The 22222-nt window shown below is 38.6% G+C and carries 23 protein-coding genes; 7 read left to right on the forward strand and 16 right to left on the reverse strand.

Translation table 11 applies throughout. The features are described from left to right. Nucleotides 1-24: 24 nt before the first annotated feature. The 5 genes from msrA to thyA all read right to left on the reverse strand — a co-directional run bounded on the left by msrA (nucleotide 25) and on the right by thyA (nucleotide 3387). A complete protein-coding gene (gene msrA, locus PCI70_RS08245) occupies nucleotides 25-543 on the reverse strand; it encodes a peptide-methionine (S)-S-oxide reductase MsrA (RefSeq protein WP_269914860.1) in 519 nt (172 codons plus the stop codon). 2 nt (nucleotides 544-545) lie between these two features. Further along, a complete protein-coding gene (locus PCI70_RS08250) occupies nucleotides 546-1004 on the reverse strand; it encodes a copper resistance protein NlpE (protein WP_269914861.1) in 459 nt (152 codons plus the stop codon). Nucleotides 1005-1071: 67 nt separating this feature from the next. After that, on the reverse strand, nucleotides 1072-2055 hold the full coding sequence (locus PCI70_RS08255; protein ID WP_442865189.1) for an Lnb N-terminal periplasmic domain-containing protein: 984 nt from the start codon (nucleotides 2053-2055) through the stop codon (nucleotides 1072-1074). Next, a complete protein-coding gene (locus PCI70_RS08260) occupies nucleotides 2036-2548 on the reverse strand; it encodes a dihydrofolate reductase (protein WP_269914862.1) in 513 nt (170 codons plus the stop codon). Before PCI70_RS08260 ends, PCI70_RS08255 begins: the two co-directional genes overlap by 20 nt. Further along, on the reverse strand, nucleotides 2545-3387 hold the full coding sequence (gene thyA / locus PCI70_RS08265; RefSeq protein WP_269914863.1) for a thymidylate synthase: 843 nt from the start codon (nucleotides 3385-3387) through the stop codon (nucleotides 2545-2547). The genes PCI70_RS08260 and thyA overlap by 4 nt, the downstream gene beginning before the upstream one ends. Nucleotides 3388-3486: 99 nt before the next feature. On the opposite strand from thyA, the gene PCI70_RS08270 reads away from it, so the two are divergent. Then, nucleotides 3487-4206, forward strand: coding sequence for a YwqG family protein (locus PCI70_RS08270; RefSeq protein ID WP_269914864.1), 720 nt, complete (start codon nucleotides 3487-3489; stop codon nucleotides 4204-4206). On the opposite strand, the gene PCI70_RS08275 is transcribed toward PCI70_RS08270, so the two are convergent. The 3 genes from PCI70_RS08275 to lgt are packed head-to-tail and all read right to left on the reverse strand — an operon-like array spanning nucleotide 4185 to nucleotide 6535. Next, on the reverse strand, nucleotides 4185-5312 hold the full coding sequence (locus tag PCI70_RS08275) for an aminotransferase class V-fold PLP-dependent enzyme (protein WP_269914865.1): 1128 nt from the start codon (nucleotides 5310-5312) through the stop codon (nucleotides 4185-4187). The genes PCI70_RS08270 and PCI70_RS08275 overlap by 22 nt on opposite strands. Before the next feature lie 58 nt (nucleotides 5313-5370). Then, entirely contained in the window at nucleotides 5371-5730 is a 360-nt protein-coding gene (locus PCI70_RS08280) for a hypothetical protein (RefSeq protein ID WP_269914866.1), read from the reverse strand. After that, nucleotides 5723-6535, reverse strand: coding sequence for a prolipoprotein diacylglyceryl transferase (gene lgt, locus PCI70_RS08285; protein WP_269914867.1), 813 nt, complete (start codon nucleotides 6533-6535; stop codon nucleotides 5723-5725). The genes PCI70_RS08280 and lgt overlap by 8 nt, the downstream gene beginning before the upstream one ends. 103 nt (nucleotides 6536-6638) lie before the next feature. Between lgt and PCI70_RS08290 the strand changes: the two genes are divergently transcribed. Continuing rightward, the gene (locus PCI70_RS08290; protein ID WP_269914868.1) at nucleotides 6639-7004 is read left to right on the forward strand and encodes a hypothetical protein; all 366 of its coding nucleotides are present in this window, start codon (nucleotides 6639-6641) and stop codon (nucleotides 7002-7004) included. A 24-nt stretch (nucleotides 7005-7028) separates the two neighbouring features. Further along, complete coding sequence (locus PCI70_RS08295) at nucleotides 7029-7889, forward strand: AEC family transporter (RefSeq protein ID WP_269914869.1); 861 nt, start codon at nucleotides 7029-7031, stop codon at nucleotides 7887-7889. On the opposite strand, the gene rdgB is transcribed toward PCI70_RS08295, so the two are convergent. The 5 genes from rdgB to leuA all read right to left on the reverse strand — a co-directional run bounded on the left by rdgB (nucleotide 7825) and on the right by leuA (nucleotide 12600). Next, on the reverse strand, nucleotides 7825-8433 hold the full coding sequence (gene rdgB / locus PCI70_RS08300; RefSeq protein ID WP_269914870.1) for an RdgB/HAM1 family non-canonical purine NTP pyrophosphatase: 609 nt from the start codon (nucleotides 8431-8433) through the stop codon (nucleotides 7825-7827). The genes PCI70_RS08295 and rdgB overlap by 65 nt on opposite strands. A gap of 60 nt (nucleotides 8434-8493) precedes the next feature. Continuing rightward, nucleotides 8494-9081, reverse strand: a complete 588-nt coding sequence (locus tag PCI70_RS08305) for a tetratricopeptide repeat protein (RefSeq protein ID WP_269914871.1) — start codon at nucleotides 9079-9081, stop codon at nucleotides 8494-8496. Continuing rightward, nucleotides 9078-9671 carry a methionine biosynthesis protein MetW gene (gene metW / locus PCI70_RS08310; RefSeq protein ID WP_269914872.1) on the reverse strand — a complete coding sequence of 198 codons (594 nt, stop codon included), beginning with the start codon at nucleotides 9669-9671 and terminating at the stop codon, nucleotides 9078-9080. The genes PCI70_RS08305 and metW overlap by 4 nt, the downstream gene beginning before the upstream one ends. Then, nucleotides 9671-10831: a homoserine O-succinyltransferase MetX gene (gene metX, locus PCI70_RS08315; RefSeq protein WP_269914873.1), complete on the reverse strand. Its 1161-nt coding sequence runs from the start codon at nucleotides 10829-10831 to the stop codon at nucleotides 9671-9673. The genes metW and metX overlap by 1 nt, the downstream gene beginning before the upstream one ends. A gap of 71 nt (nucleotides 10832-10902) precedes the next feature. Continuing rightward, nucleotides 10903-12600 (reverse strand): 2-isopropylmalate synthase, encoded by a 1698-nt coding sequence (leuA, locus tag PCI70_RS08320; protein ID WP_269914874.1) that lies wholly within the window; start codon nucleotides 12598-12600, stop codon nucleotides 10903-10905. 221 nt (nucleotides 12601-12821) lie between these two features. On the opposite strand from leuA, the gene PCI70_RS08325 reads away from it, so the two are divergent. Beyond that, nucleotides 12822-14933, forward strand: a complete 2112-nt coding sequence (locus PCI70_RS08325) for a TonB-dependent receptor family protein (protein ID WP_269914875.1) — start codon at nucleotides 12822-12824, stop codon at nucleotides 14931-14933. Here the strand turns inward: PCI70_RS08325 and PCI70_RS08330 are convergent. After that, entirely contained in the window at nucleotides 14930-15613 is a 684-nt protein-coding gene (locus PCI70_RS08330) for a Fe2+-dependent dioxygenase (RefSeq protein ID WP_269914876.1), read from the reverse strand. The genes PCI70_RS08325 and PCI70_RS08330 overlap by 4 nt on opposite strands. Nucleotides 15614-15656: 43 nt before the next feature. Further along, entirely contained in the window at nucleotides 15657-17867 is a 2211-nt protein-coding gene (locus PCI70_RS08335; protein WP_269914877.1) for a TonB-dependent receptor, read from the reverse strand. A 361-nt stretch (nucleotides 17868-18228) separates the two neighbouring features. Here PCI70_RS08335 and tig point away from each other — a divergent pair, with 361 nt between their 5' ends. The 3 genes from tig to clpX all read left to right on the forward strand — a co-directional run bounded on the left by tig (nucleotide 18229) and on the right by clpX (nucleotide 21624). Beyond that, nucleotides 18229-19563 carry a trigger factor gene (gene tig, locus PCI70_RS08340; protein WP_269914878.1) on the forward strand — a complete coding sequence of 445 codons (1335 nt, stop codon included), beginning with the start codon at nucleotides 18229-18231 and terminating at the stop codon, nucleotides 19561-19563. A gap of 145 nt (nucleotides 19564-19708) precedes the next feature. Continuing rightward, entirely contained in the window at nucleotides 19709-20314 is a 606-nt protein-coding gene (clpP, locus tag PCI70_RS08345) for an ATP-dependent Clp endopeptidase proteolytic subunit ClpP (RefSeq protein ID WP_269914879.1), read from the forward strand. A gap of 17 nt (nucleotides 20315-20331) precedes the next feature. After that, complete coding sequence (gene clpX, locus PCI70_RS08350) at nucleotides 20332-21624, forward strand: ATP-dependent Clp protease ATP-binding subunit ClpX (RefSeq protein WP_269914880.1); 1293 nt, start codon at nucleotides 20332-20334, stop codon at nucleotides 21622-21624. Between the two features lie 26 nt (nucleotides 21625-21650). On the opposite strand, the gene PCI70_RS08355 is transcribed toward clpX, so the two are convergent. Beyond that, nucleotides 21651-22181 (reverse strand): DUF2059 domain-containing protein, encoded by a 531-nt coding sequence (locus tag PCI70_RS08355; RefSeq protein WP_269914881.1) that lies wholly within the window; start codon nucleotides 22179-22181, stop codon nucleotides 21651-21653. Between the last annotated feature and the right edge of the window lie 41 nt (nucleotides 22182-22222).

Below are 22222 nucleotides of genomic sequence, written 5' to 3' on the forward strand. Positions count from 1 at the left end.
AGCCTCCATGTTTGGAGGCTTTTTTTATTTCATGAGATGTTGAAATTTTTTGCGTAACTTAAGTAGTTTGGGTGGAATGGCAAAGTTACAGTAACCTTGCTCAGGATTTTTGGCATAGAAATTTTGATGATATTCTTCTGCTTTATAAAAAGTAGGAACAGGTTCAAGTTGAGTCACTACATCAAGATCTTCTGATTTTAAATCATTAATCATTTGCTCAGCTTGCTGTTTTTGGCTGTCATCATAGTAATAGATCACAGAACGATATTGTGTGCCAATATCATTGCCTTGACGGTTTAACGTAGTTGGGTCGTGCATACCAAAAAAAACATTAAGTAGGTCTTGGTAGCTAATTTGAGTTTCGTCAAAATCAATTTTAACGACTTCGGCATGTCCTGTAACACCTGTACAGACTGCTTCATAAGAGGGATTTTGCGTTTTACCCCCTGCGTAACCACTTTCTACTTTAAGTACACCGCGCAGTTCGTTTAAAACTGCTTCGATGCACCAAAAGCAACCACCACCAAAAAGTGCTTGTTTCATGATTATTTTACCTTTTTAAAAATATAAAGAGAGGCCATAGAACCATCTATTTTTTTGCCTTCAGTATCCAACATGGTAATTTGGTTATCTTCAAGCAGATATTGATACTTTTCTTCTTTATCATGAGCAATCACTTTATTACCCTCTATTGTGATTTTGCCCTTTGTGACTAAAGGTTTGTCATCACGCCCTTCATAAGTTTCTGTAAGAACATAGGTATGATTTGCTTTAAGTTCAAGTACAGTTTTAATACCATCACAGTCTGCACATGGCAATTCACCTTGATAAGTACCTGTCCAATTTGTAGATGCAGGTGCTGCGTTTGGAGCAGAAGCAGGCGTTTCAATTGGTGAGGACGCGGTTACAGGTGCTGTTCCTTTTGGTACAGGCATCTCATTTTGTTTAGAACAAGCGACTAATCCAGTACTAACTAACGCACATGCTAAGATCATTTTTTTCATTAATTATCCTCCAATTTAAAAGAAATCAGCTTAAAAGAGCTATTTTTAGAAGAAAAGTAGAGATATGTTACGGTAATCCTTTTCGTATATTTTCTGAGTATTGTTTACTCGTTTGATTTTGTTGTTGTGTACGTGGATTAACGTATGCGTGTTGATACCACTGTTTTATTGTCCATTGCTGATTAAGCGCATGGTGATCGTACAAGTAATTGGGCAAGTAACCCGAAACCAAAATACGGTAATCTTTAGGCAATGGTTCTTGGCTAATGCGCTGTGCCATATCAAAAATAAGCGTGGTGCAGTTACTTGTAAGCGTGTTATACCAACGTGGTTGGTGTGCGAGTTCTTGAGCTGTTGTTAGGTATTCTAAAAATAGCTCTTGGGCAAGAGGTTTAGACAGTTGAATAGGAAAAAAATAGACTTGTTCGCCTCTTATATTACTTCTAAGATACAAAATATCTCTTTCATCTGCAGCCACTAAATTTAGCTCAAATTTTCTAAAAAATCCGCCTAAAGCCGAAAAACTCTCGTTACGTTCTTTACGTATTTCAATAGAAAAAACTAAAGGACGTTGATGTGCAAAGTTAAAGCTAACCAATGTATGGGCAATTTGAGGACCCATCCAATACGACGTAATGACGTTAACGCCTGTAATCTCATCAAGATTATAAGTTCGTGTTTCCCAATGCTCTGTAAAGTTGTTTTTGCTGTGCCAATCAAAATTTCTAACATTATGTAAAGTAATTTGATGGTTGTGTTGTTCAACAGAAAGCAGTTTTGAAACTTCGGGACTCCAATCACGGTTTTGCTGTGGTTCAATATTAAAATACCAAAGCAAACTACAGGTAACAAAGATAAAAAAGAAGAAGAAACGCGAGTAAATTGCGATATAGAGTGCAAATAAAATTGCGCCAATGATCAGCACATATTTGCCAAAAGGTTGTTGGTAAAAAATGGCAAAGCATAACCAAAGTGTAAATCCAATTATGCTCGTAATAAAAAGAACATGCCCTATGGCTAGGGCATAACTGTTATTTTTGATATGTTGCAAATTCAAATTGAATTCCAGATTTTTCGTCTTGTTGTTGTTCTTTCGATACTAACTTAAAATCAGCTGGAATTGCAGGATAGTGTGCGTCACCTTGTACATCAAGTGCTACATGGGTGAGCTCTAAACGATCTGCCATATCAATAGTTTGTGAAAAAATTTCACCACCACCAATAACAAAAAGACGATTCGGCTGTTCGCTTTGTTTGACGTCTGCAATGGCTTGGTCTAGGGCCTCGGGAATACTATGTGCCACTTTGGTGTTCTCAAACGACCATGTGGTATCGCGCGTAATCACCCAATTCACACGTTTAGGTAATGCTCGACCCATAGACTCTAAGGTTTTGCGTCCCATCACTACCACACCGCCTTGTGTGATGGCTTTAAAGTGCTTCAGATCTGCCGATAAATGCCACGGTAAATCATTATTTTTACCAATACATTGTTTTTGATCCATTGCCACTACATGCACAATTTCGATGCCTTGATAACTCATACTGCCACCGGTGCTTTAATACCTGCATGTGATTGGTAATTTTCGATTTCAATATCTTCAAATTTGAAATCAAAAATATTATTGATATTCGGATTGAGTTTAAGCTGACACAGTGGCAGTGGTTCACGGCTGAGTTGTAATTGAGCTTGCTCAAAATGGTTAGCGTATAAATGAGTATCGCCACCTGTCCAAACAAAATCGCCTACACCTAAATCACATACTTGAGCCACCATGTGAGTTAATAGTGCATAGCTTGCAATATTAAATGGCACACCTAAAAAGACGTCTGCACTACGTTGATAAAGTTGACACGACAACTTGCCATCTTGTACAAAAAATTGGAATAACGTATGGCAAGGAGGGAGTGCTACTTGTCCTGCTTCTTGAGGATTCCAACCTGAGACAATTAAACGACGTGAGTTTGGATTAGTTTTAATTTCATTAATTAACCAAGAAATTTGGTCAAAACCATCATTTTGGTAAGAATTGTCTTGGTTTTTAGTTGCACCAAAATTACGCCACTGATGTCCATATACAGGACCAAGTTCGCCTGCAGGACGTCCAAAACGGGCAGTTTGTTCTGCTGTTGACCATTCATCCCAAATGCTGACACGATTATCTTTTAAATATTGAACGTTGGTGTCGCCTTTTAAAAACCACAAAAGCTCAATCACAATAGAGCGAAAATGAACTTTTTTAGTGGTGAGTAAAGGAAAACCTTGTGACAGATCAAAACGCATTTGATGACCAAATACAGAACGTGTACCTGTACCTGTACGGTCGCCTTTGTCACCGCCGTTATCTAGGATGTGCTGTAGTAAACCAAGATACGCTTTCATAAAATTCCTGTTTTTAGTGCGTCAAATTATGTCGCACCTGTGTTTAAACATTAAAAATAATTGTTTATGATTATAACAATAAAGTACGGAGGGATTGGAATGTATCAAGAAAAACTAAAAGCGACTTATAAGCCTACAATTCGTATTAAGCTAGATGCACAAGTGGCAGATCAGCCGTGGAACAGTAAAGTAGGGGGCGTACCTTATCTACCAACAGGCATGGCTTATCCTGTAGATGCTAATGGAGAAAAATTACAGTTTTTAGCACAAATTAATTTCGAAGAAATACCTGCTTTAGAGGGATATCCAACTCAAGGTATTTTGGCTTTTTATATTGGGTCAGATGATTTGTGTGGCTTAGATTTTGATGATCCAATGAATCAAGATGGGTTTAAAGTCATCTATTTTGAAAATATCACACATGATGTAAATATTACAGCACCTACCTACGCAGAAGAATCGCCTATTCAAAGTGAAAGTAGCATGTTATTTGAACTGATTAATCAACATATCACCACAAGCGATTTTCATTGCGAGCGTATTTTAGGTGAGGAAGATTACGAAAAATTTGTGGAACAAGAATACGAAAACGAAGATGAAGGCGGGCATTTACTCGGGGGATATCCTTTTTTCACGCAGGGCGATCCAAGACAATATAATGAAAAAATTAAAGATTATGTTTTATTGTTTCAGTTAGATTCTGATGATGATCATGCTATTTGTTGGGGTGATGTGGGTGTCGCTAACTTCTTTATTCACCCCAATGATCTTAAAAACCGCGATTTTTCGTGTGTTGCCTATACATGGGATTGTTCATAAATATCAGATAGTATTGCATCACATAAGTTTTGATCGATATGACCCATCATATAAATATGAATATAGGTATGATCTTGTACTAAATGATATTTTTCTATGATGTGTTTAGGGTTTGAGATTTGTTGTTCAAACTCTTGACGCAAAATAACAGTGGCTAATCCACCTGCTACAGCAAATGTATGTAAAAATCCCATTTGCTGTAATTTTTGCGCTGTATATTGGGCAAGCCTCAATCCTTGTTGTACACATTCCCAAATCGTATTATATGAACATTGATTTAAACGTTCATACAGTACGCTTGCTCTAAAACCATCACGACTACCATATACGGTGATATCTTCTAAGTTATCTAAAAGCGGTACTTTATTAACAATTGATTTAAATTTTTTTACAACATGTTGGCGTGAAATAAAAATATTAGCAGGCATGGGCATGCCTAAAACTTTATGTGCGCTGATGGTCATAGAAGATATATCAACGTTCTCAAAGGTATATTCGTGCTTATTTGGAAATTGTGCAGTAGATAAAAAAGGAATAATTAAACCGCCTAGTGCAGCATCTAAATGTAAATAAAACTGGCAATTTTTTTGTTTTAAAATTTGTGTGCATGCCTCAATCGGGTCGTAAGCAGAGGTCATAGTTGTGCCTGCCGTAAGCACAATCACTACTTTTTCGTGAAGTTCAATTTGCTGTGCTAGATCGTTGAGGTCAAGTTCACCATTTTCATGCGTTTTAATGACTTTGAGCTGGTTAAAACGTAAAGTGCTGGCAAATTTTGGAATACTGTAATGGGCTGTATCGGTAAAGACGCAAGTTGCATTTGGAATAAGAGCAGAACCCATCCACATGCCTTGTAAGTTACCTAAAGTAGAACCACCCCCTACATAGCCCCAGCATTCTTCTTTTGAAAGACTAAGCCACTGTGCGACATGTTCAACAGCCAACCGTTCTTGCACCATACTATTCGGCGCAGGGCATTTATGTGTTTCATAACAATCACCCAAATTATTGGTCAGGGATGAAAGCTGATCAATAATTTGAGTAGGCATTGTTAAATAAGATAGATTAGCTTGTAAGCCTGCGTAATAATTTTTTGTTGTTTGCATATTCTTATTCCAGCAATAAGTTGAATTAAGAATATAACAAAAGGTTAAAAAATAGGCATCATTTGTTTTTAAGCATATGAGGTGAACATATACAAATGCTAATAACCATAAATGCTAAACCCTGTATACCCCAATCAAGTAAATGATCGGGGGCTTTTAAGAAGAAAATTGCACACAATAAGGCAAGCGGAATCCAAGTAAAAACACGATAAAGTAAGTGTCTTGGATTATTTTGTGTGATATTGATTTTACAAAAACGGCAAATTAAAAAAACAACGCCTACACCTAAAAATAAGCCAACTAAACCAATAGGCATAGGGTTAAACCAATACAAGCCGATAGCAATTAAAATGGTCACAGCCAAAAATAATAATTTTTGCGTGCGTGAAAGTGTTGGATTAAACCAAAACTCAAGCATGAGGACCCCAATCATAAATTTTGCGTTTGTAAGCGTATAGCATCAATAATACACCTGCAATAATCATCGGAAATGACAGAATTTGTCCCTTAGTCATCCAGCCAAATAAAATATAGCCTTGGTCTGCATCGGGTTCGCGAAAAAACTCCATAAAGAAACGTGCAAAACCATAACCGATGAGGAATAGTGCAGATACTGCCATGCGTGGGCGCGGTTTAGAGCTAAACCACCATAAAATAATGAATAGCAATAAACCTTCGCACATGGCTTGGTAAATTTGCGATGGATGGCGGACAAGGTGTAATGGGTCTGTTGGAAAAATCATGCCAAATGGATAGTTTGGGTCTGTTACGGCACGCCCATACAGTTCTCCACCGATAAAGTTACCAAAACGACCAAACATTAAACCTGTAGGGACACATGGGGCAATAAAATCTAATGTTTGAAACCATGTTTTTTGGTATTTACGGCACCAAAAAATCATTGCAACCATGACACCTAAAAAACCACCGTGGAAGCTCATACCACCTGTCCAAACTTGGAATAACCAAATTGGATTGTCTATAAATTTATCAAATTCATAAAATAAAACATAGCCAATACGCCCACCAAGGACAACGCCAAGTGCCCCATAAAAAATAAGGTCGGATACCATCTCCGATGTCCAGTTATAACGCTGTTTGGTGCGATATGTGGCCAGCCCCCATGCACATAAGAATGCCAACAAGTACATCACGCCGTACCAATGCACTTTTAGTGGTCCAAGCTCTAAAGCAATTGGATTAATACTGGGATAGGTCAGCATGACTCTTCCTTTTATTCATGTTTTTGCCGATTTTAGCCTATCATTCTTAAAAAAGTGTAGATTGAATGTGTAAAATCAACCATCTACGATTTTGAGTTTATAAATGATGAAAAAAATAGCATTATGTGTCTTGCTTATGTTTACATTTGCAGGTTGTCGATCGACCACTATTTCGCCACCTCGTGCGCTTGTATCTCAACATGCAACTAATGCAGTTGAGTTAGAAGAAGCAGTTAAACGTGGCGTTGTGCTTGCAGGTTGGAAAGTAGAACAAGCCACAGATCGTTTTGTGGTGGCAGGATTTACACATGGCTCACATTATGTACAAGTGACGTATACCATTAGTAATAACCAAGTGATTTCTACATTGTCAAACAGTAAAAATTTAAGACAAAGCGATCATAAAATTCATAAACACGCCATTGGGTGGAAAAAACGTGTAGACCGTCAAGTAGCACGCCAAATTTAAAACATTGAAGCAAGGATGCTTAAAATGACATTACTTTTACCATTTATTGCCTTTTTAACAGGGTGGTGTTGGCAAGGGGCTAAAAAAATAAATGCGTTGTTACTTGCACGTATTTTTATCCCTGTGGTGATTGTTTATAACATGGTGTATTACCAAGCAGGCAGTTTAAGTTTAATGCTGTTTAGCTTTTGTAGTGCTGTTTTGGTGTATGCAGTTTTTTGTTTTTTATTTAAAGATAAACTCAAAGCGCTTTGTGCAAGCTATGTGAATATTGGTTGGTTAGGTTTTCCATTTGCCCTGTTGATTTTTGGGCAAGGTATTAGCAGTGCCATGATTTCACTTTATATTGGCGGTTCTTTGTTTGGTAATGTGTGGGCAATACGTGCGGTCACACAAACGCAACTTAAAAATGTACTTAAAAAAGTGGTGCACTCGCCACCTGTCATTGCTTTAGGCGTAGCTTTGATTATTCGTTTAATGGGTATTCAAGCCAAACCAAGTTGGGTGGTTGATGGGTATGAAGTGGCTAAATTTGCGATGGTTTTTGCAGGAATGTACGTTTTAGGCGCTTGGTTAAAACATACCAAAATTACATGGCAAGATATTCAACAAAGTGCATGGTTGATGTTGCCTAAACTTTTGATAGGCTTAGTGGTATGCACAATTGCAACGCACCTTATGCCAACGCCATATTTGGGTTTGATGTATTTTTTATTTTGTTTGCCACCTGCCGCCAACATTGTCGCACTTGAAACCCATTACAAAGGAACAGGCGTATCGGCACGTTACATTGCAGCAGGGACAGTGGTCAGTTTGGTGGTTATTTTACTGTTTTGGTGGCTAAACTTTGGCGGAATTGTTGCAATGCTTGCCCACGGTGGCTAATGCTATTTTTTTCTTGTTTACTAAGCTGTGCGCTACTTTTGCCAAGCTCAGGTAACCAAAATAAGGGATCATAGCCAAAACCATTTTCGCCACAACTTGCTTCTAAAATTTCACCTTGCCAAATGCCTTGAAAAATTTGAGGTAGTGGATCATCCGCATGTTCAACATAAGCCAATACACAAACAAACATCCCTTGGATGGCTGTACCTCGAAAGGGTTTTAAATCATCAAGAAGTTTTTGGTTGTTGGCAGCATCGTTACCATGCTTGCCTGCATAGCGTGCAGAATAAATCCCTGGTGCACCACCTAAAACAGGCACACACAAACCTGAGTCATCGGCAAGTGCAGGTTTACCTGAAATTTTAGCTGCATGACGTGCCTTAATAATGGCATTTTCTACAAAACTTAATCCATCTTCTATAGCATCTTCAATATTAAGTTGCCCTTGTGGAATCACTTCAATGGGTAAATTCAGTTCTGCAAACATGTTGGTAAATTCGGCAACTTTGCCTTTGTTATTACTTGCTAATACAATTTGTTGCATCACGAAACCTTTAAATAAAAACAGCACCATATTAGGTGCTGTGGGTATAGAATTAAAGTCTTATTGTTCCTGAATCCATTCATCTGCACGGTTAACCGCTTGACGGATTTGGTCAGGTGTTAAGTTAGACGCCAATGCTGTTTTTTTGGTTTGAGACATATCAATGACTTTATTGTCTAGCATGCCATCACGCGTTGAAAGCTCGTACCATTGATATGCACCCATGTAATTTTTTTTGTGTTCTTCCATTAGTGCAAGGTTAAAGCTGGCGCGGTTATCGCCATGGCTTGCTGCTTTTTCTAAATAAGTACGTGCTTGAGATTCATTCTTTGATGTGCCTAGACCATCTGCAAGCATACGCCCCACATTCAGTTGTGCTGCTGCAATACCTTGATCGGCTGCTTTTTTATACCAAGAAAAGGCTTGTGATAAATCTTTAGAAACTTCACGTCCGTATTGGTAGCGTGTCGCCACATAAAATGCAGCACCTGGTTGTCCTGCTTTGGCTTCACTTAAAAGTTGATTAAACCCCATTGTAGAATAGGTTGCTGCTTGTGAGGATGTAGATTGTTGTTGTGACGGAATATAGTCTGCATGGGCTAGACCGAATAAACCAAATAAAACAGCACTAACTAAGATTTTCTTCATACGGCGCTCACTCGATAAATGGCGACTTCACCGAATAAATTTGGAATATGTTTACTAAGTAAACTGTCTTTTTGATTCCCATTTACGGCTAGTCGATTAATAATCCGAATATTATTTTCAGCACACAATGCCTCAAAGTCTCGGAAGGTACAAAGGTGGATGTTAGGTGTGTTATACCACATATAGGGTAGTGCATTAGAAACAGGCATTTTCCCTTTTAATGCAAGAAAAGATCGGGTTTTCCAATGAGCAAAATTGGGAAAAGTGATAATTGCTTGTTTTCCAACACGAACCATATCGCGTAATAACACATCAGGTGCATCAACTGCTTGCAAAGCCTGTGCCATAATTACGTAATCAAAGGATTGATCTGCAAAACGATGTAAGCCTAAATTCAAATCTTGCTGAATAATATTTAAGCCACGACTGACAGCAACCGCAATTTTATCTTGGTCAATTTCTAAACCGTAGGCACTCACCTGATGCTTCTGGCTCATATGTGCCAAAAGCTCGCCATCGCCACATCCTAAATCTAAAACACTAGAGTTGGGTTTAATCCATTTTTCGGCAAGTTGTTGATCTAAACGCATTACACAACCTCCACAGGTGTATTTTTAAGATGTTCTTCGCCACCTAAAAAGGCACGAAGTGTTTTGACGTACAACGGAATAGGGAACAAAAATGAATCGTGACCTTGCTTGGCTTTAATTTCTAAGTAGGTCACAGGCTTGTGGTTAGTAATAAGCGCGTCTACAATTTCTTCTGAGCGTTCAGGACTAAAACGCCAATCGGTATCAAATGAAATCACTAAGAAACGACATTTTGTGTTTTCTAATGCTTGTGTCAAAGATGCGTTATATTCACGGGCAGGGTCAAAGTAATCTAAGGCTTTGGTCATAATCAGGTAAGTATTGGCATCAAAATTACGGCTAAAACGTTCGCCTTGATAGCGTAAATAGCTTTCCACCTGAAATTCAACATCAAAGCCATACATAAATTTACCTGACTTTAAGTCACGTCCAAATTTTTGCTTCATGGCTTCATCAGATAAATAGGTAATATGCCCAACCATACGTGCCAGAATTAAGCCACGTTTTGGATAGCTGTCTTGTTCTAAATAGCGTCCTTCATGAAAATCGGGGTCGGATAAAATAGACTGACGCGCTACCTCATTAAATGCAATATTTTGTGCCGAAAGTTTAGGTGCACTTGCCACCACCACACAATTTTTTAGACGGTCAGGTTGGTCAATTGACCATTGCATTGCCTGCATACCACCCAATGAGCCTCCAATCACGGCATACCATGTGTCAATGTCTAAACGGTCAGATAACATTACTTGGGTTTTAATCCAATCTCTTACCGTAACCAATGGAAAATCGGGACCATAAGGCAAGTTATCATTTTCTGGATTAGGCGAGGTTGGGCCCGTTGAGCCGTTACATCCGCCAATATTATTAAAAGCCACCACAAAAAATTTATTGGTATCTATGGCTTTGTTTGGTCCAATGCAGGCATCCCACCAACCGGGCTTTTTATCATCTGCATGATGATAACCTGCTGCATGATGATGTCCTGATAGCGCATGACAAATTAAAATGGCATTTGAATGATCGCTATTGAGTGTGCCGTAAGTTTCTACCATCATGTCAAAACGGGGTAAAACACGACCACACTCAAGCAGTAAAGGTTCTTCGAAACTATATTTTTGAGGGGTTACAACACCCACAGAGTCAGAGGCAAAAGACACAACCACCGCCTTATTGTTGTAAATAAAAAAGGATACCAACTAAGGTATCCTTTTGAAATCATTTTTAATGCTTAAATTGCTTCAGAAATAATGTCTTCTGTACTAAGCACACCTTGATCAATTAAACGGTTAGTACACGCAATGATCGCTTCAATTGGGGACGTAATCGTATTGTTGTGAATGCCTGCACCAAACGCACTTTTACCAGACCCTTTCACTTGAATTTCAAGTAATGCAAGTGCCTTGGCATCTGCACCTGAGCTAATGCTCCGTTCTTCGTAATTTAAAACATCAATTGGAAGTTGTAAGGCATTAATAATAGCAGAGATGGGACCGTTACCGTGTCCTTTTAAATGCTGTACTTCGCCATTCACTTCAACTTCTAAATCAATCACTTGATGATCGCCTTCAGTTGAAAGTTTATAGTTTTTGGCGTTGTAGTGTTTGTCTTTAATATCGACATAGGTTGTTTTAAACAACTTCCAAATATCGTCTGCACTGATTTCTTTTGCTGTTTCATCGGTGTGTTGTTGCACAATTTGGCTAAATTCAATTTGTACGCGACGTGGTAAAACAACGTTGTAATTAGATTCTAGTAAGTAAGCAATACCCCCTTTACCAGATTGACTATTAACACGAATCACCGCGTCATAGTCACGTCCTAAATCTTTTGGATCGATTGGTAAATACGGCATATCCCAAATTTCTTCGTTCTTTTGGAACTCAAAGCCTTTTTTAATGGCATCTTGGTGTGAGCCTGAAAATGCTGTAAAGACTAAATCGCCTGCATACGGATGGCGTGGATGAACAGGTAAGCCCGTGCATTCTTCTACCGTTGCAATAATTTCATTCATATTTGAAAAATCAAGCTCGGGTGCAACACCTTGTGTATACATATTTAAGGCAATGGCTGCAATATCAACGTTACCTGTACGCTCGCCGTTACCAAATACACAACCTTCTACGCGGTCTGCACCTGCCATAATTGAAAGCTCTGATGCTGCAATACCACAGCCACGGTCGTTATGACAATGTACCGAGATTAAAACACCATCACGGCGTGCTAAGTTACGGTGCATCCATTCAATTTGGTCTGCATACACATTTGGTGTTGATACTTCAACGGTTGCAGGCAAGTTTAAAATTACTTTTTGTTCTGGGCGAGCATCCCAAATTTCAGTTACGGCATCACAGACATCTTTTGCCACTTCTAACTCAGTTGCAGAAAAACACTCTGGACTGTACTGAAAAATCCAATCGGTTTGTGGTTGTTTTGCAGCGTATTCTTTAACTTTGGTTGCGGCATTAATGGCAAGCTGTTTTGCCCCTTCAGCATCTACATTGAGCACTTTTTTACGGAAAGTTGGCGAGTTAGAGTTGTAAATATGCACAATGGCACGTTCTGCACCTTCTAATGCCTCAAACGTACGTGCAATAAGGTGGTCACGTGCTTGTACAAGCACTTCAATATACACATCATCAGGAATATGATTTTCTTCAATTAATTTACGCGTAAAGTCAAAATCAATTTGAGACGCTGATGGAAAGCCAATTTCGATGTGCTTAAACCCAATTTTTACCAACATTTTGAACATTTTGAATTTTTGTTCGATATCCATTGGCTCAAAAATCGCTTGGTTACCGTCACGCAGGTCTGTACTCATCCAAATTGGCGCTTTTGTAATTTCTTTGTTTGGCCATTGGCGGTCAGGTAAGTCTACACGTTGGTACATGCGACGGTATTTTTTGCTTGGGTCAGCCAACATCATGGGGTAGCTCCTGCGATATGTGGGACTTGTTTATTCAAATATTATATGGATGAACAATAAATAATATTTCCCTGTTTTATTCTGTTTTAGCACAAATGGGAAAAAATTTTCCACTTAATAAAAACAATATGGGAAAAATAATGAATTTTTTAAGGATGATTATTGATAATAATTATCATAATTATTAGTATTTGTGTAAATTTAGATAAATGGAAATGGGTATGTCACCTTTTAAACTCACCTTATTAATGGCGAGTGTGCTATGTGCGCAATTAAGCTATGCACAAGACGATGTCACATTGGAAACAATGACATTTAAAGCACAAGGTAACTGGCTAGACGATACTAACGATAAAAAAGTGTTTGAGCATGCAGGGGCAAGAACAATTTTAACCCGTGATCAAATTGATCGTTCTGCAGTAAGCAATATTAAAGATGCCATGAAGCAGATACCGGGTGTTCAAATACAAGAAAATGCAGGCACAGCAGGAACAGATTTATCACTTAACTTTGGTGTGCGTGGTTTAACTTCACGTTTTTCGCCACGTTCTACTGTATTGATGGATGGGGTTCCTTTAGGTTTTGCACCCTATGGTCAACCGCAATTATCGTTAGCACCCACTAGTCTTGGAAATATTGAATCTATTGATGTGGTGCGTGGTGCAGGGTCTGTCCGTTTTGGACCTCAAAACGTAGGTGGCATTGTTAACTTTACAACGCGTGACATTCCAAAGCAGTTTGAAGGCAATGTAGCCTTACTCACAGATGTAGCAAAAAATGGCAATGTAAAGCTAAGTCCAAGTTTATTTTTAGGCACAACGCTTGATAATGGTTTAGGTTTAGCCCTGCTGTATTCGGGTACACATGGCGATGGGTATCGTGATGATCGTAGCCAAACCAATATTGACGATATTTTATTAAAAACCTCTTATCACTTTACAGATCAAGACAGTGTTTATCTTAACGTCCACCGTTACGATGCTAAAGCAGATTCACCTGAGGGTTTAACGCAAGCACAGTACAAACAAGACCCTTATCAAACTTCTGTAGACGATAACTATTTTAAAGGGCATCGTACTGATGTGTCGGCACGTTACTTACACCAAGATGATGATCGTAGTTTTGAGTTACTCACTTATCATACTGATACTTTTCGTGATTCACACCTGCAGGGTACATCTAAAATCCGTATGAATACGGCACCACGTACTTATAAAGTATCTGCAATTGAGCCACGTTTTTCGCAAGTGTATCAGTTAGGTGGTATTAATAACGAAGTGTCGGTGGGGTATCGTTATTTAGACGAAAGCAGTAAAGAATATGTTGGGCGTAGTAAGGTTTATAGTTTAGGCGATACGCCGTTAGAACCATTGGCATATAGCTCGGCACATGGTGGCACACAAGCACATGCCTTTTACGTAGATAACCGTACCGAGTTAGGCGATTGGACAGTAACGCCTGGACTACGGTTTGAGTCGATTAAAACCAATGAGCATTTTAGTGCATATAACAAAGGTGTCTTTGTGAATGAGGTGGATGCACAAGTAAAATCTAACGAGCTGTTACCTAATTTTTCTGTATTGTACAAAGCCAATGATCACTTAAATGTATTTGCAAATTATGGCGTTTCGTTTGGTCCACAGCAGTATAGCCAAATGGCACAAGTGGGAAGCTCAGGTAGAGCTGAAACCACGTTAGATGGTCTAAGCCCTGAAAAAGCGAAAAATTATGAAATTGGTACGCATTATCTGAATAATGGTTTAAAAGCAGAATTAACTGCATTTTATATCGATTTTGATCAAGAGTTGATTCGTGGTGATGATCAGATTTGGTCTAATTTAGGCGCAACAAGCCATAAAGGGCTTGAATTGGGTTTAAGTTATGACTTAAAGCGTTGGATTGAAGGTTTATCTGTGTACGGTAATGCCACTTATACGCAAGCAGAGTATGCAGCAGGCAATTTTAAAGGGAAAGATATTCCGTTGTATTCACGTTTAGTGGGTAATTTAGGCATGCAGTACGTTAAAGAGCGCTGGACATTTAATACAGATTTGTATGCTCAATCTAAACAGCACATGCCGGGTGATGCAAGTACAGGTGTTTATACCACGCAAGAAACCGCAAATGGCGTGTATGGCAATATTCCGGGTTATGCCACAGTGGGTATTAAAGTATCGCGTAATTTAGATGATGTGGTAAAAGGTCTAAATGCAGGTATTGGTATTAAGAATTTGTTTGATCAAAATTATTTTACGCGTTCTAACGATGCAACAGGCGGTAAATTTGCTGGTGCACCGCGTACAGTCTTTTTACAAACCTCGCTGAAGTTTTAAACTTCAGCCCACATCCGTATTAAGTTGTGGTAAATATTAGTCAGCTTAACTACTTCAGCATACGCATCGCCGTGTGCTGAACGTAAATTTCGGATACTTTCGTCTAAATTAAATAAAAGATGACGTTTTGCATCGTCACGTATCATACTTTGTACCCAAAAAAATGAGGCAAAACGTGTGCCACGTGTCACGCTACTCACTTCATGTAGGCTTGTAGAGGGATAAAGTACCACATCACCTGCAGGTAATTTAACTTCGTGATAACCATAGGTATCTTCAATAACTAACTCACCACCATCATATTCGTCAGATTCACTTAAAAATAATGTACATGATAAGTCTGTACGGATTTTATGATTTGTACCACGAATGAGACGAATGGAGTTATCTACATGAAAACCAAAGGTTTCGGCTTCATCGTAACGGTTAAACAGCGGTGGAATAATTTGATGGGGCAGAGCCGCTGTTTGAAACGTGGGATTTTGCCAAATGGCGTGCATTACTTTTTCACTTAAAGCGTGAGTAAGCGGATCTTGTTCAGAAAGTTGCTGATTGTTTTTAACCGAAGCGGAGAGTGTGCCTGCGGTTACTTTACCACCTACCCATTGGGCAGTTTCCATTTGTTGACGGAATAAGGCAACTTCTTGTTTGGTTAGTACGTTTGGAATGTGATGAATCATAAGCGTTATAAAAGACCACCTTTATGGGGTGGTCGTCTTGAAATTAGTATTTAAAGTTAACAGCAAGGGTCGCATTGCGTCCATCGCCTTCAAAGGCATAGTGCGCTGCATGTGCATTGGTAAAGTAGCGTTTATCTGTAATGTTATTGACATTTAATTGTAGGTTAACATTGTCATTGACATGGTATTTTGCCATAGCGTTATAAAGGGTATAAGCAGGCATATATTTAGAAACAGTGCTTGAGTTGACATACACTTTGTCCTTGTACTGTGCACCTGCACCAATTTCGAGTTTAGGTACAACTTTATAGGTTGTCCAAAGTGTTGCACTGTTTTTAGCAACAAATGGAATTGGACCACCTGTTGGAACAGCAATGCCACGTGAGTAACCTCCATCTTTTAATTCACTGTCTAAATAGCTATATCCTGTTTCGATATCCCATTTTTCAGTAATGTGTCCTTTTAGACCAAGTTCAAAGCCATCAACTTTACTGTTACCGCCGTTACTATACGTTCCATTTGAGTCTACAATCCGTGTATTTTGTTTTTCTGTACGGAAAATAGCAGCGGTTAAGTTAGCACGTTGATTAAATAAATCCCATTTTGTACCAATTTCAAACGTACGTGCTTTTTCAGGGGCAAGGTTGTTATAGGCAGAAGAAAGTGACTCCGAGCCATCTCCTTGGTCTACGCCTACAGGGTTAACCGATGTTGCAAAACTGGTATATAGACTACCGTTTTCAGTGGGTTTAAATACCAAACCTGCTTGATAAGAAAATGAGCTGTCATCACTGTCGATTGTGGTACCTGATGTGATGGTGCCCACATCTTGATTATATTTACGTTGGGTATCAAATTTATCCCAACGAACCCCTAAATTTAAAAGCCATTGTGGTGTAAATTCTAGACTGTCTAAAGCATAAATAGAAACGTTACGGCTACGCGTGGTGTACTGATTATTCAGGCTGCCAAGGGTATCTGTATAAAGTCCATTGGTTGGGTTGTTTACAGATGTGCACCAACCGCCAATATTGGTTGTGTTTGGTGAGCAATCGGTTGAGTGGGCAGTGGAGGTTGTACCTAAGTCATTGGTAAAGGTGTGAACCCCTTGTTTAGATTCTTGATAGCTCCATTCTGCACCTGTATTAAAGGAGTGTTGAATAAAGCCTGTATTAAATTTACCCGTAAGTGCCAATTGGTCGCTATAGGCATTGGTATCTGTAATACCACTTAAAGCACGGCGTGAAATGGTTCCATATTTGGCAATATTACCTTTAGAGTCATCTGCATTGGTATAAACGTAATCCGCTTTAGACTTAGTGTAGGTTGCAGTGTTGGATAGCGTGAGGTTATCGTTAAAATCGTGCTCTAACTTAAACGTACCAATGTGGTTTTCTCTGCGGTCAAAATCGCGATTTTTCCAACCGTAATAAGTGCCCTGTTTAACTGAAATAGGTGAACCACCTGTGGTTGGGAAGGGAATACCTGCATCAGGCTCATCATTGCTTTTTAAAAAGTAATAACTTAAATTGCCACGCGTTGCACTGCCTAAGCCCCATGCCAAACTTGGCGCAATACCCACACGGTTATATTCTGCACCGTCAGCTTCACCTGCTTTGTCATTTTGGTGCCCCATCACGACCACACGCCCTGCAACACCATCACCAAAATCTTGATTGGCATCAAGCATAATATGACGATAATTGTCTGTGCCACCTGCAACAGTACCTTGATAACGATTGCCTGCGTGGGCTTGTTTGCTAATGAGGTTAATACTACCGCCTACACCACCACCACCAGACATTGCAGAGCTTGCACCTTTAGTGACTTCAATTTGCTCAACGTCAAACATGTCACGGTTTTGTGATGTCGCATTACGAACGCCATCAACATAAATAGAAGAGGCACTGCTATAGCCACGAATATATGGCATATCGGTAAAGGGTGCGCCACCTTCACCTGCACCCAATGTAATACCCGGTTCATTTTGTAAAGCTTGCGTTAAGGTATTGGCATTGGTGTCTTGGAGCAGTTTTTGTGATAGCACATCTACAGTTTTAGGGGTATCACGTAAAGGAGCAACATATTTTTTATTTGCAGACTGCTTAACGTTAAAGCCACTTACTTCTGCTTGTGCATGAATGGTTGGAAGCTGTGTTTCTTGAGCAATTGCACCTGTTGCAACAAGTGAAAGAGAGGAAGCAATTGCTGAAGAAACAAATGTATTTTTCTTCCTTGTCTTAATAAATGACATGTTTTATCTCGTAAATAATTGTAAATCTTGGTAAAGATAATAATGATTATTATTTTTATTTCCATATTTATATATCGAGAATAACTATAATCAAATTTAAATTGATTCTGTAAAACGATTAATATTAATGTGGTTATTATTTAAATAAATGATTTTGTTGCTTATTTTATTTTACTATCAATTATGGATGAATTAAGGATATTGGTAATGATAATAATTATCATATATAAAAATATCAAAGTGTGGCTAAAAAATAACACCTAAGAATACGGTTTAAGCAAAATTTTGTATATCTTGTTTTGTTATCATATAATGCTTAACTTTAAAAATTGTTACTACCCATTATTGAATAGAGGAAGCCATGCAAGTAACGAGTGAAGCGGTTTCGGGCACTACCCGTCGTTTAAATGTATCAGTACCGACGAGCCGTATTAATGAGCAATTTGAAGCTCGTTTAAAACGCACTGCTAAAACTGCGAAAATCAACGGCTTCCGTCCAGGTAAAGTGCCTGCAAACGTGGTGCGCCGTGAATATGGTGCTGGTATTTACCAAGAAGTTGTGAACGATGTAATTCGTGACACAGTATTTGAAGCAATTCAACAAGAAAAAATCAATGCTGTTGGCATGCCAAACATTGAAAAAGTGGAAAACAAAGAAGATGCTTTAGTTTATGAAGCAACTGTTGAAGTTTACCCAGAAGTTGAAGTGAAGTTTGATGGCTTACAAGTTGAACGTCAAACAACTGAAGTAAAAGACAAAGACGTTGATCAAATGATCAAAAACTTGCAAAAACAACGTCAAACTTTTGTAACAACAAAAGGTATGGCGAAAAAAGACATGCAAGTGACTTTCGATTTTGAAGGTTCAATTGACGGTGAAAAATTTGAAGGCGGCGCTGCGCAAGACTACAAATTAACACTTGGTGAAGGTCGTATGATTCCGGGCTTTGAAGACGGTATCGTAGGCATGAAAGCAGGCGAAGAAAAAGTAATTGACGTTACTTTCCCTGAAGACTACCAAGCTGAAAACCTTGCAGGCAAAACAGCTCAATTCAAAATCAACGTAAAACAAGTTGAAAAAGCAAAGCTTCCAGAAATTGATGCTGAGTTTTTAGGTTTATTTGGCGTTTCTGAAGAAGAAGGCGTTGAAAAATTAAAAGCTGACGTGCGTAAAAACATGGAACGTGAAGTTAAAAATGGCTTACGTAACCAAGTAAAAGGCGCAACGTTTGATGCACTTGTTGATGCAAACGAAATTGACGTACCTGCTGCAATGGTAAGTCAAGAAATCGAACGTCAACGTGATCAAATGATTCAGCAATTCACTAAACAGTTTGGTGAGCAAGGTGCTAAAGCATTTGATTCAAGCATGCTTCCAGATGACTTGTTTAAAGAGCAAGCAACACGTTCTGTAAAATTAGGCGTGTTAGTAAGCAAAGTTTTGGCTGATGCTAAACTTGAAGCAGATCAAGACCGTGTAAATGCTTACATCGAAGACATGGCTTCTTCTTATGAAGACCCTAAAGAAGTGATTGAATACTTCTCAAATGATCAGCAACAACGTCAACAAATTGAAGCTGTAATTTTAGAAGATCAAGTGGTTGATCACATTTTAGCAGCTGCTAAAGTAACTGAAAAAGCAGTATCTTATGAAGAGTTGTTACAAGAGCAACAAGCTCGTCAACAACAAGGTTAATCCTTCATAAAGAAAAAGGCGCGTTTAAAGCGCCTTTTTTTATGTGGTTGTTGCACAAAAAGCTACCAGTTACAAATTGCAATTTAACCTGATATCCCCCATATTGTGTGGGTATATCAGATAAAAATTAGGAATAAATAAGTTTATGTATGTTCCAAGTGTAGAAAATGCTTTAGTTCCGATGGTTGTTGAACAATCATCACGCGGTGAACGTTCTTTTGATATTTTTTCACGTTTATTACGTGAGCGTGTCATCTTTTTAACGGGTGAAGTTGAAGATAACATGGCAAATCTTATTGTTGCCCAAATGTTATTTTTAGAAGCAGAAAACCCAGATAAAGATATTCATTTATATATCAATTCACCGGGTGGCTCTGTAACGGCAGGTATGGCAATTTACGATACGATGCAGTTTATTAAACCTGACGTTTCTACCATTTGTATGGGACAAGCAGCATCTATGGGTGCATTTTTACTCAATGCAGGGGCAAAAGGTAAACGTTACTGCTTAGAAAATGCACGTGTGATGATCCACCAACCTTTAGGTGGTTTCCGTGGTCAGGCATCTGATATTGAAATTCATGCACGCGAAATTTTATTTATTAAAGAGCGTTTAAACCGTTTAATGGCAGAACATAGCGGTCAAGACTATGAAACAGTTGCACGCGATACAGACCGTGATAACTTTATGACAGCACAAGCTGCAAAAGAATACGGTTTAGTTGATGCGGTTTTAAATAAACGCCCATAATTATTGTTGGAGTAGGTATGTCCGAGGGACAAAAACAGTGCTCGTTTTGTGGCAAATCAAAAGATGAAGTTGCAAAGCTGATTGCAGGTGAAGACAATGCATTTATTTGTAATGAATGTATTGATGAGTGCTCGCAAATTTTAGCAAGCACACAAGAAGTTGAAACAGATAAAGATTGGGCGAATCGTCCATTACCAAAACCACATGAAATTCGTGCGGCATTAGACCAATATGTGATTGGGCAAGACGTTGCGAAAAAAACATTGTCGGTCGCGGTATATAACCATTATAAACGCTTAAAAGTGTCTCAAACGCAACAAACCAATAGCGAAGTTGAAATTGCAAAAAGTAATATTTTACTGATTGGACCAACAGGTTCGGGTAAAACTTTATTGGCACAAACACTTGCACGTTTGCTTGATGTGCCTTTTGCAATGGCAGATGCAACAACGCTTACAGAAGCAGGTTATGTGGGCGAAGATGTTGAGAACATCGTACAAAAGCTATTACAAAAGTCGGATTACAACGTAGATAAAGCCATTAAAGGCATTATTTATATTGATGAGATTGATAAGATTACGCGTAAATCTGAAAATCCATCAATTACACGTGATGTATCGGGCGAGGGTGTACAACAAGCATTGCTTAAGATGATTGAAGGTACAGTTGCTTCTATTCCGCCACAAGGTGGACGTAAGCATCCAAACCAAGAGCTTATTCAAGTGGATACCTCAAATATTTTATTTATTTGTGGTGGTGCATTTTCAGGCTTAGAAAAAATTGTGCAACAACGTCAAGAAAAGGGCGGAATTGGCTTTAATGCAGAAGTGAAAAAGAAAGATGATACCAAAAAAGTATCTGAACTCTTTAGCCAAGTGGAAGCGACCGACCTTGTAAAATTTGGTTTAATTCCAGAATTTATTGGTCGTTTACCTGTAATTGCCACACTCGAAGAACTTGACGAAGATGCATTAATGCAAATTCTGACAGAACCTAAGAATGCACTGACACGTCAATATCAACATTTATTTGATATGGAAGACGTTGACCTTGTATTTGAAAATTCTGCATTGCGTGCTGTGGCTAAAAAAGCACTTGAGCGTAATACAGGCGCACGTGGTTTACGTACCATCTTAGAAAATGCACTGTTAGAAACAATGTATGATCTACCTAGTCGTACAGACGTTGGTACTGTGATTGTCAATGAAGCAGTGGTAAACGATAAAGTACAACCTGAGTTTAGATCTGAACGTCAGCCGAAGCTTGAAAAAGCAATGCAAGATGAAAAACACGATTTAAAATTAGTATAAAAAAAACGGGCAAAATGCCCGTTTTTTTATTTTCTTTTTTCAAGGGTTTTTAAAATATTATTAACTTGACCTTGAATGCGCATTTGATTGTTTTTATCACTCAAAATTCGATTGGTCACACTGTTCATTTGCTGTCCCATTTCAGCCATAAGCACAGGTGTTTTGTTGTTAATAGATTGACCTTCAGGTGTACTTAAAAATTTAATATAAGCCTGTACTTCTTCTTCTGTAAATGTTTTTGTGTAAATGCTTTGTACTACTGTACCGATATTGGCTTGCTTAATCATGTCATTGGTTGAACTTTGAATAACATTTGCCAGTTGTTGTACCGCAGACAGTTCTTTTTGTGAAAGCTGAGTATGCCCTGTGTAATTTTTAACAAGTTGAGTAGATTGCTCAATAAAGAATGGTTGCATCCCCTGTACAGAATTTTGAACAAGTTGGTCAACATGGCTAAGTTGCATAAGCTGTTGTACAGATGTTGGGTTTGCAGGTGCTGCAATAGCAAGAGCGCTACCTGCGCTGAGAACTGTTGCTAAGAATATTTTTTTTAACATGCTAAGTCCTTAATCTATTTATATAAAAGTATAATAAAAAA

Origin of the sequence: Acinetobacter sp. HY1485 (assembly GCF_027568475.1) — a bacterium.
In the GTDB taxonomy this organism is placed as follows: Bacteria; Pseudomonadota; Gammaproteobacteria; order Pseudomonadales; family Moraxellaceae; genus Acinetobacter.

Excerpts from the sequence above, each read along its gene's own strand:
- msrA (WP_269914860.1), bottom strand. The coding sequence starts at position 543 with ATGAAACAAGCACTTTTTGGTGGTGGTTGCTTTTGGTGCATCGAAGCA.
- PCI70_RS08250 (WP_269914861.1), bottom strand. The coding sequence starts at position 1,004 with ATGAAAAAAATGATCTTAGCATGTGCGTTAGTTAGTACTGGATTAGTC.
- PCI70_RS08260 (WP_269914862.1), bottom strand. The coding sequence starts at position 2,548 with ATGAGTTATCAAGGCATCGAAATTGTGCATGTAGTGGCAATGGATCAA.
- thyA (WP_269914863.1), bottom strand. The coding sequence starts at position 3,387 with ATGAAAGCGTATCTTGGTTTACTACAGCACATCCTAGATAACGGCGGT.
- PCI70_RS08270 (WP_269914864.1), top strand. The coding sequence starts at position 3,487 with ATGTATCAAGAAAAACTAAAAGCGACTTATAAGCCTACAATTCGTATT.
- PCI70_RS08275 (WP_269914865.1), bottom strand. The coding sequence starts at position 5,312 with ATGCAAACAACAAAAAATTATTACGCAGGCTTACAAGCTAATCTATCT.
- PCI70_RS08280 (WP_269914866.1), bottom strand. The coding sequence starts at position 5,730 with ATGCTTGAGTTTTGGTTTAATCCAACACTTTCACGCACGCAAAAATTA.
- lgt (WP_269914867.1), bottom strand. The coding sequence starts at position 6,535 with ATGCTGACCTATCCCAGTATTAATCCAATTGCTTTAGAGCTTGGACCA.
- PCI70_RS08290 (WP_269914868.1), top strand. The coding sequence starts at position 6,639 with ATGATGAAAAAAATAGCATTATGTGTCTTGCTTATGTTTACATTTGCA.
- PCI70_RS08295 (WP_269914869.1), top strand. The coding sequence starts at position 7,029 with ATGACATTACTTTTACCATTTATTGCCTTTTTAACAGGGTGGTGTTGG.
- rdgB (WP_269914870.1), bottom strand. The coding sequence starts at position 8,433 with ATGCAACAAATTGTATTAGCAAGTAATAACAAAGGCAAAGTTGCCGAA.
- PCI70_RS08305 (WP_269914871.1), bottom strand. The coding sequence starts at position 9,081 with ATGAAGAAAATCTTAGTTAGTGCTGTTTTATTTGGTTTATTCGGTCTA.
- metW (WP_269914872.1), bottom strand. The coding sequence starts at position 9,671 with ATGCGTTTAGATCAACAACTTGCCGAAAAATGGATTAAACCCAACTCT.
- leuA (WP_269914874.1), bottom strand. The coding sequence starts at position 12,600 with ATGATGTTGGCTGACCCAAGCAAAAAATACCGTCGCATGTACCAACGT.
- PCI70_RS08325 (WP_269914875.1), top strand. The coding sequence starts at position 12,822 with ATGTCACCTTTTAAACTCACCTTATTAATGGCGAGTGTGCTATGTGCG.
- PCI70_RS08330 (WP_269914876.1), bottom strand. The coding sequence starts at position 15,613 with ATGATTCATCACATTCCAAACGTACTAACCAAACAAGAAGTTGCCTTA.
- PCI70_RS08335 (WP_269914877.1), bottom strand. The coding sequence starts at position 17,867 with ATGTCATTTATTAAGACAAGGAAGAAAAATACATTTGTTTCTTCAGCA.
- tig (WP_269914878.1), top strand. The coding sequence starts at position 18,229 with ATGCAAGTAACGAGTGAAGCGGTTTCGGGCACTACCCGTCGTTTAAAT.
- clpP (WP_269914879.1), top strand. The coding sequence starts at position 19,709 with ATGTATGTTCCAAGTGTAGAAAATGCTTTAGTTCCGATGGTTGTTGAA.
- clpX (WP_269914880.1), top strand. The coding sequence starts at position 20,332 with ATGTCCGAGGGACAAAAACAGTGCTCGTTTTGTGGCAAATCAAAAGAT.
- PCI70_RS08355 (WP_269914881.1), bottom strand. The coding sequence starts at position 22,181 with ATGTTAAAAAAAATATTCTTAGCAACAGTTCTCAGCGCAGGTAGCGCT.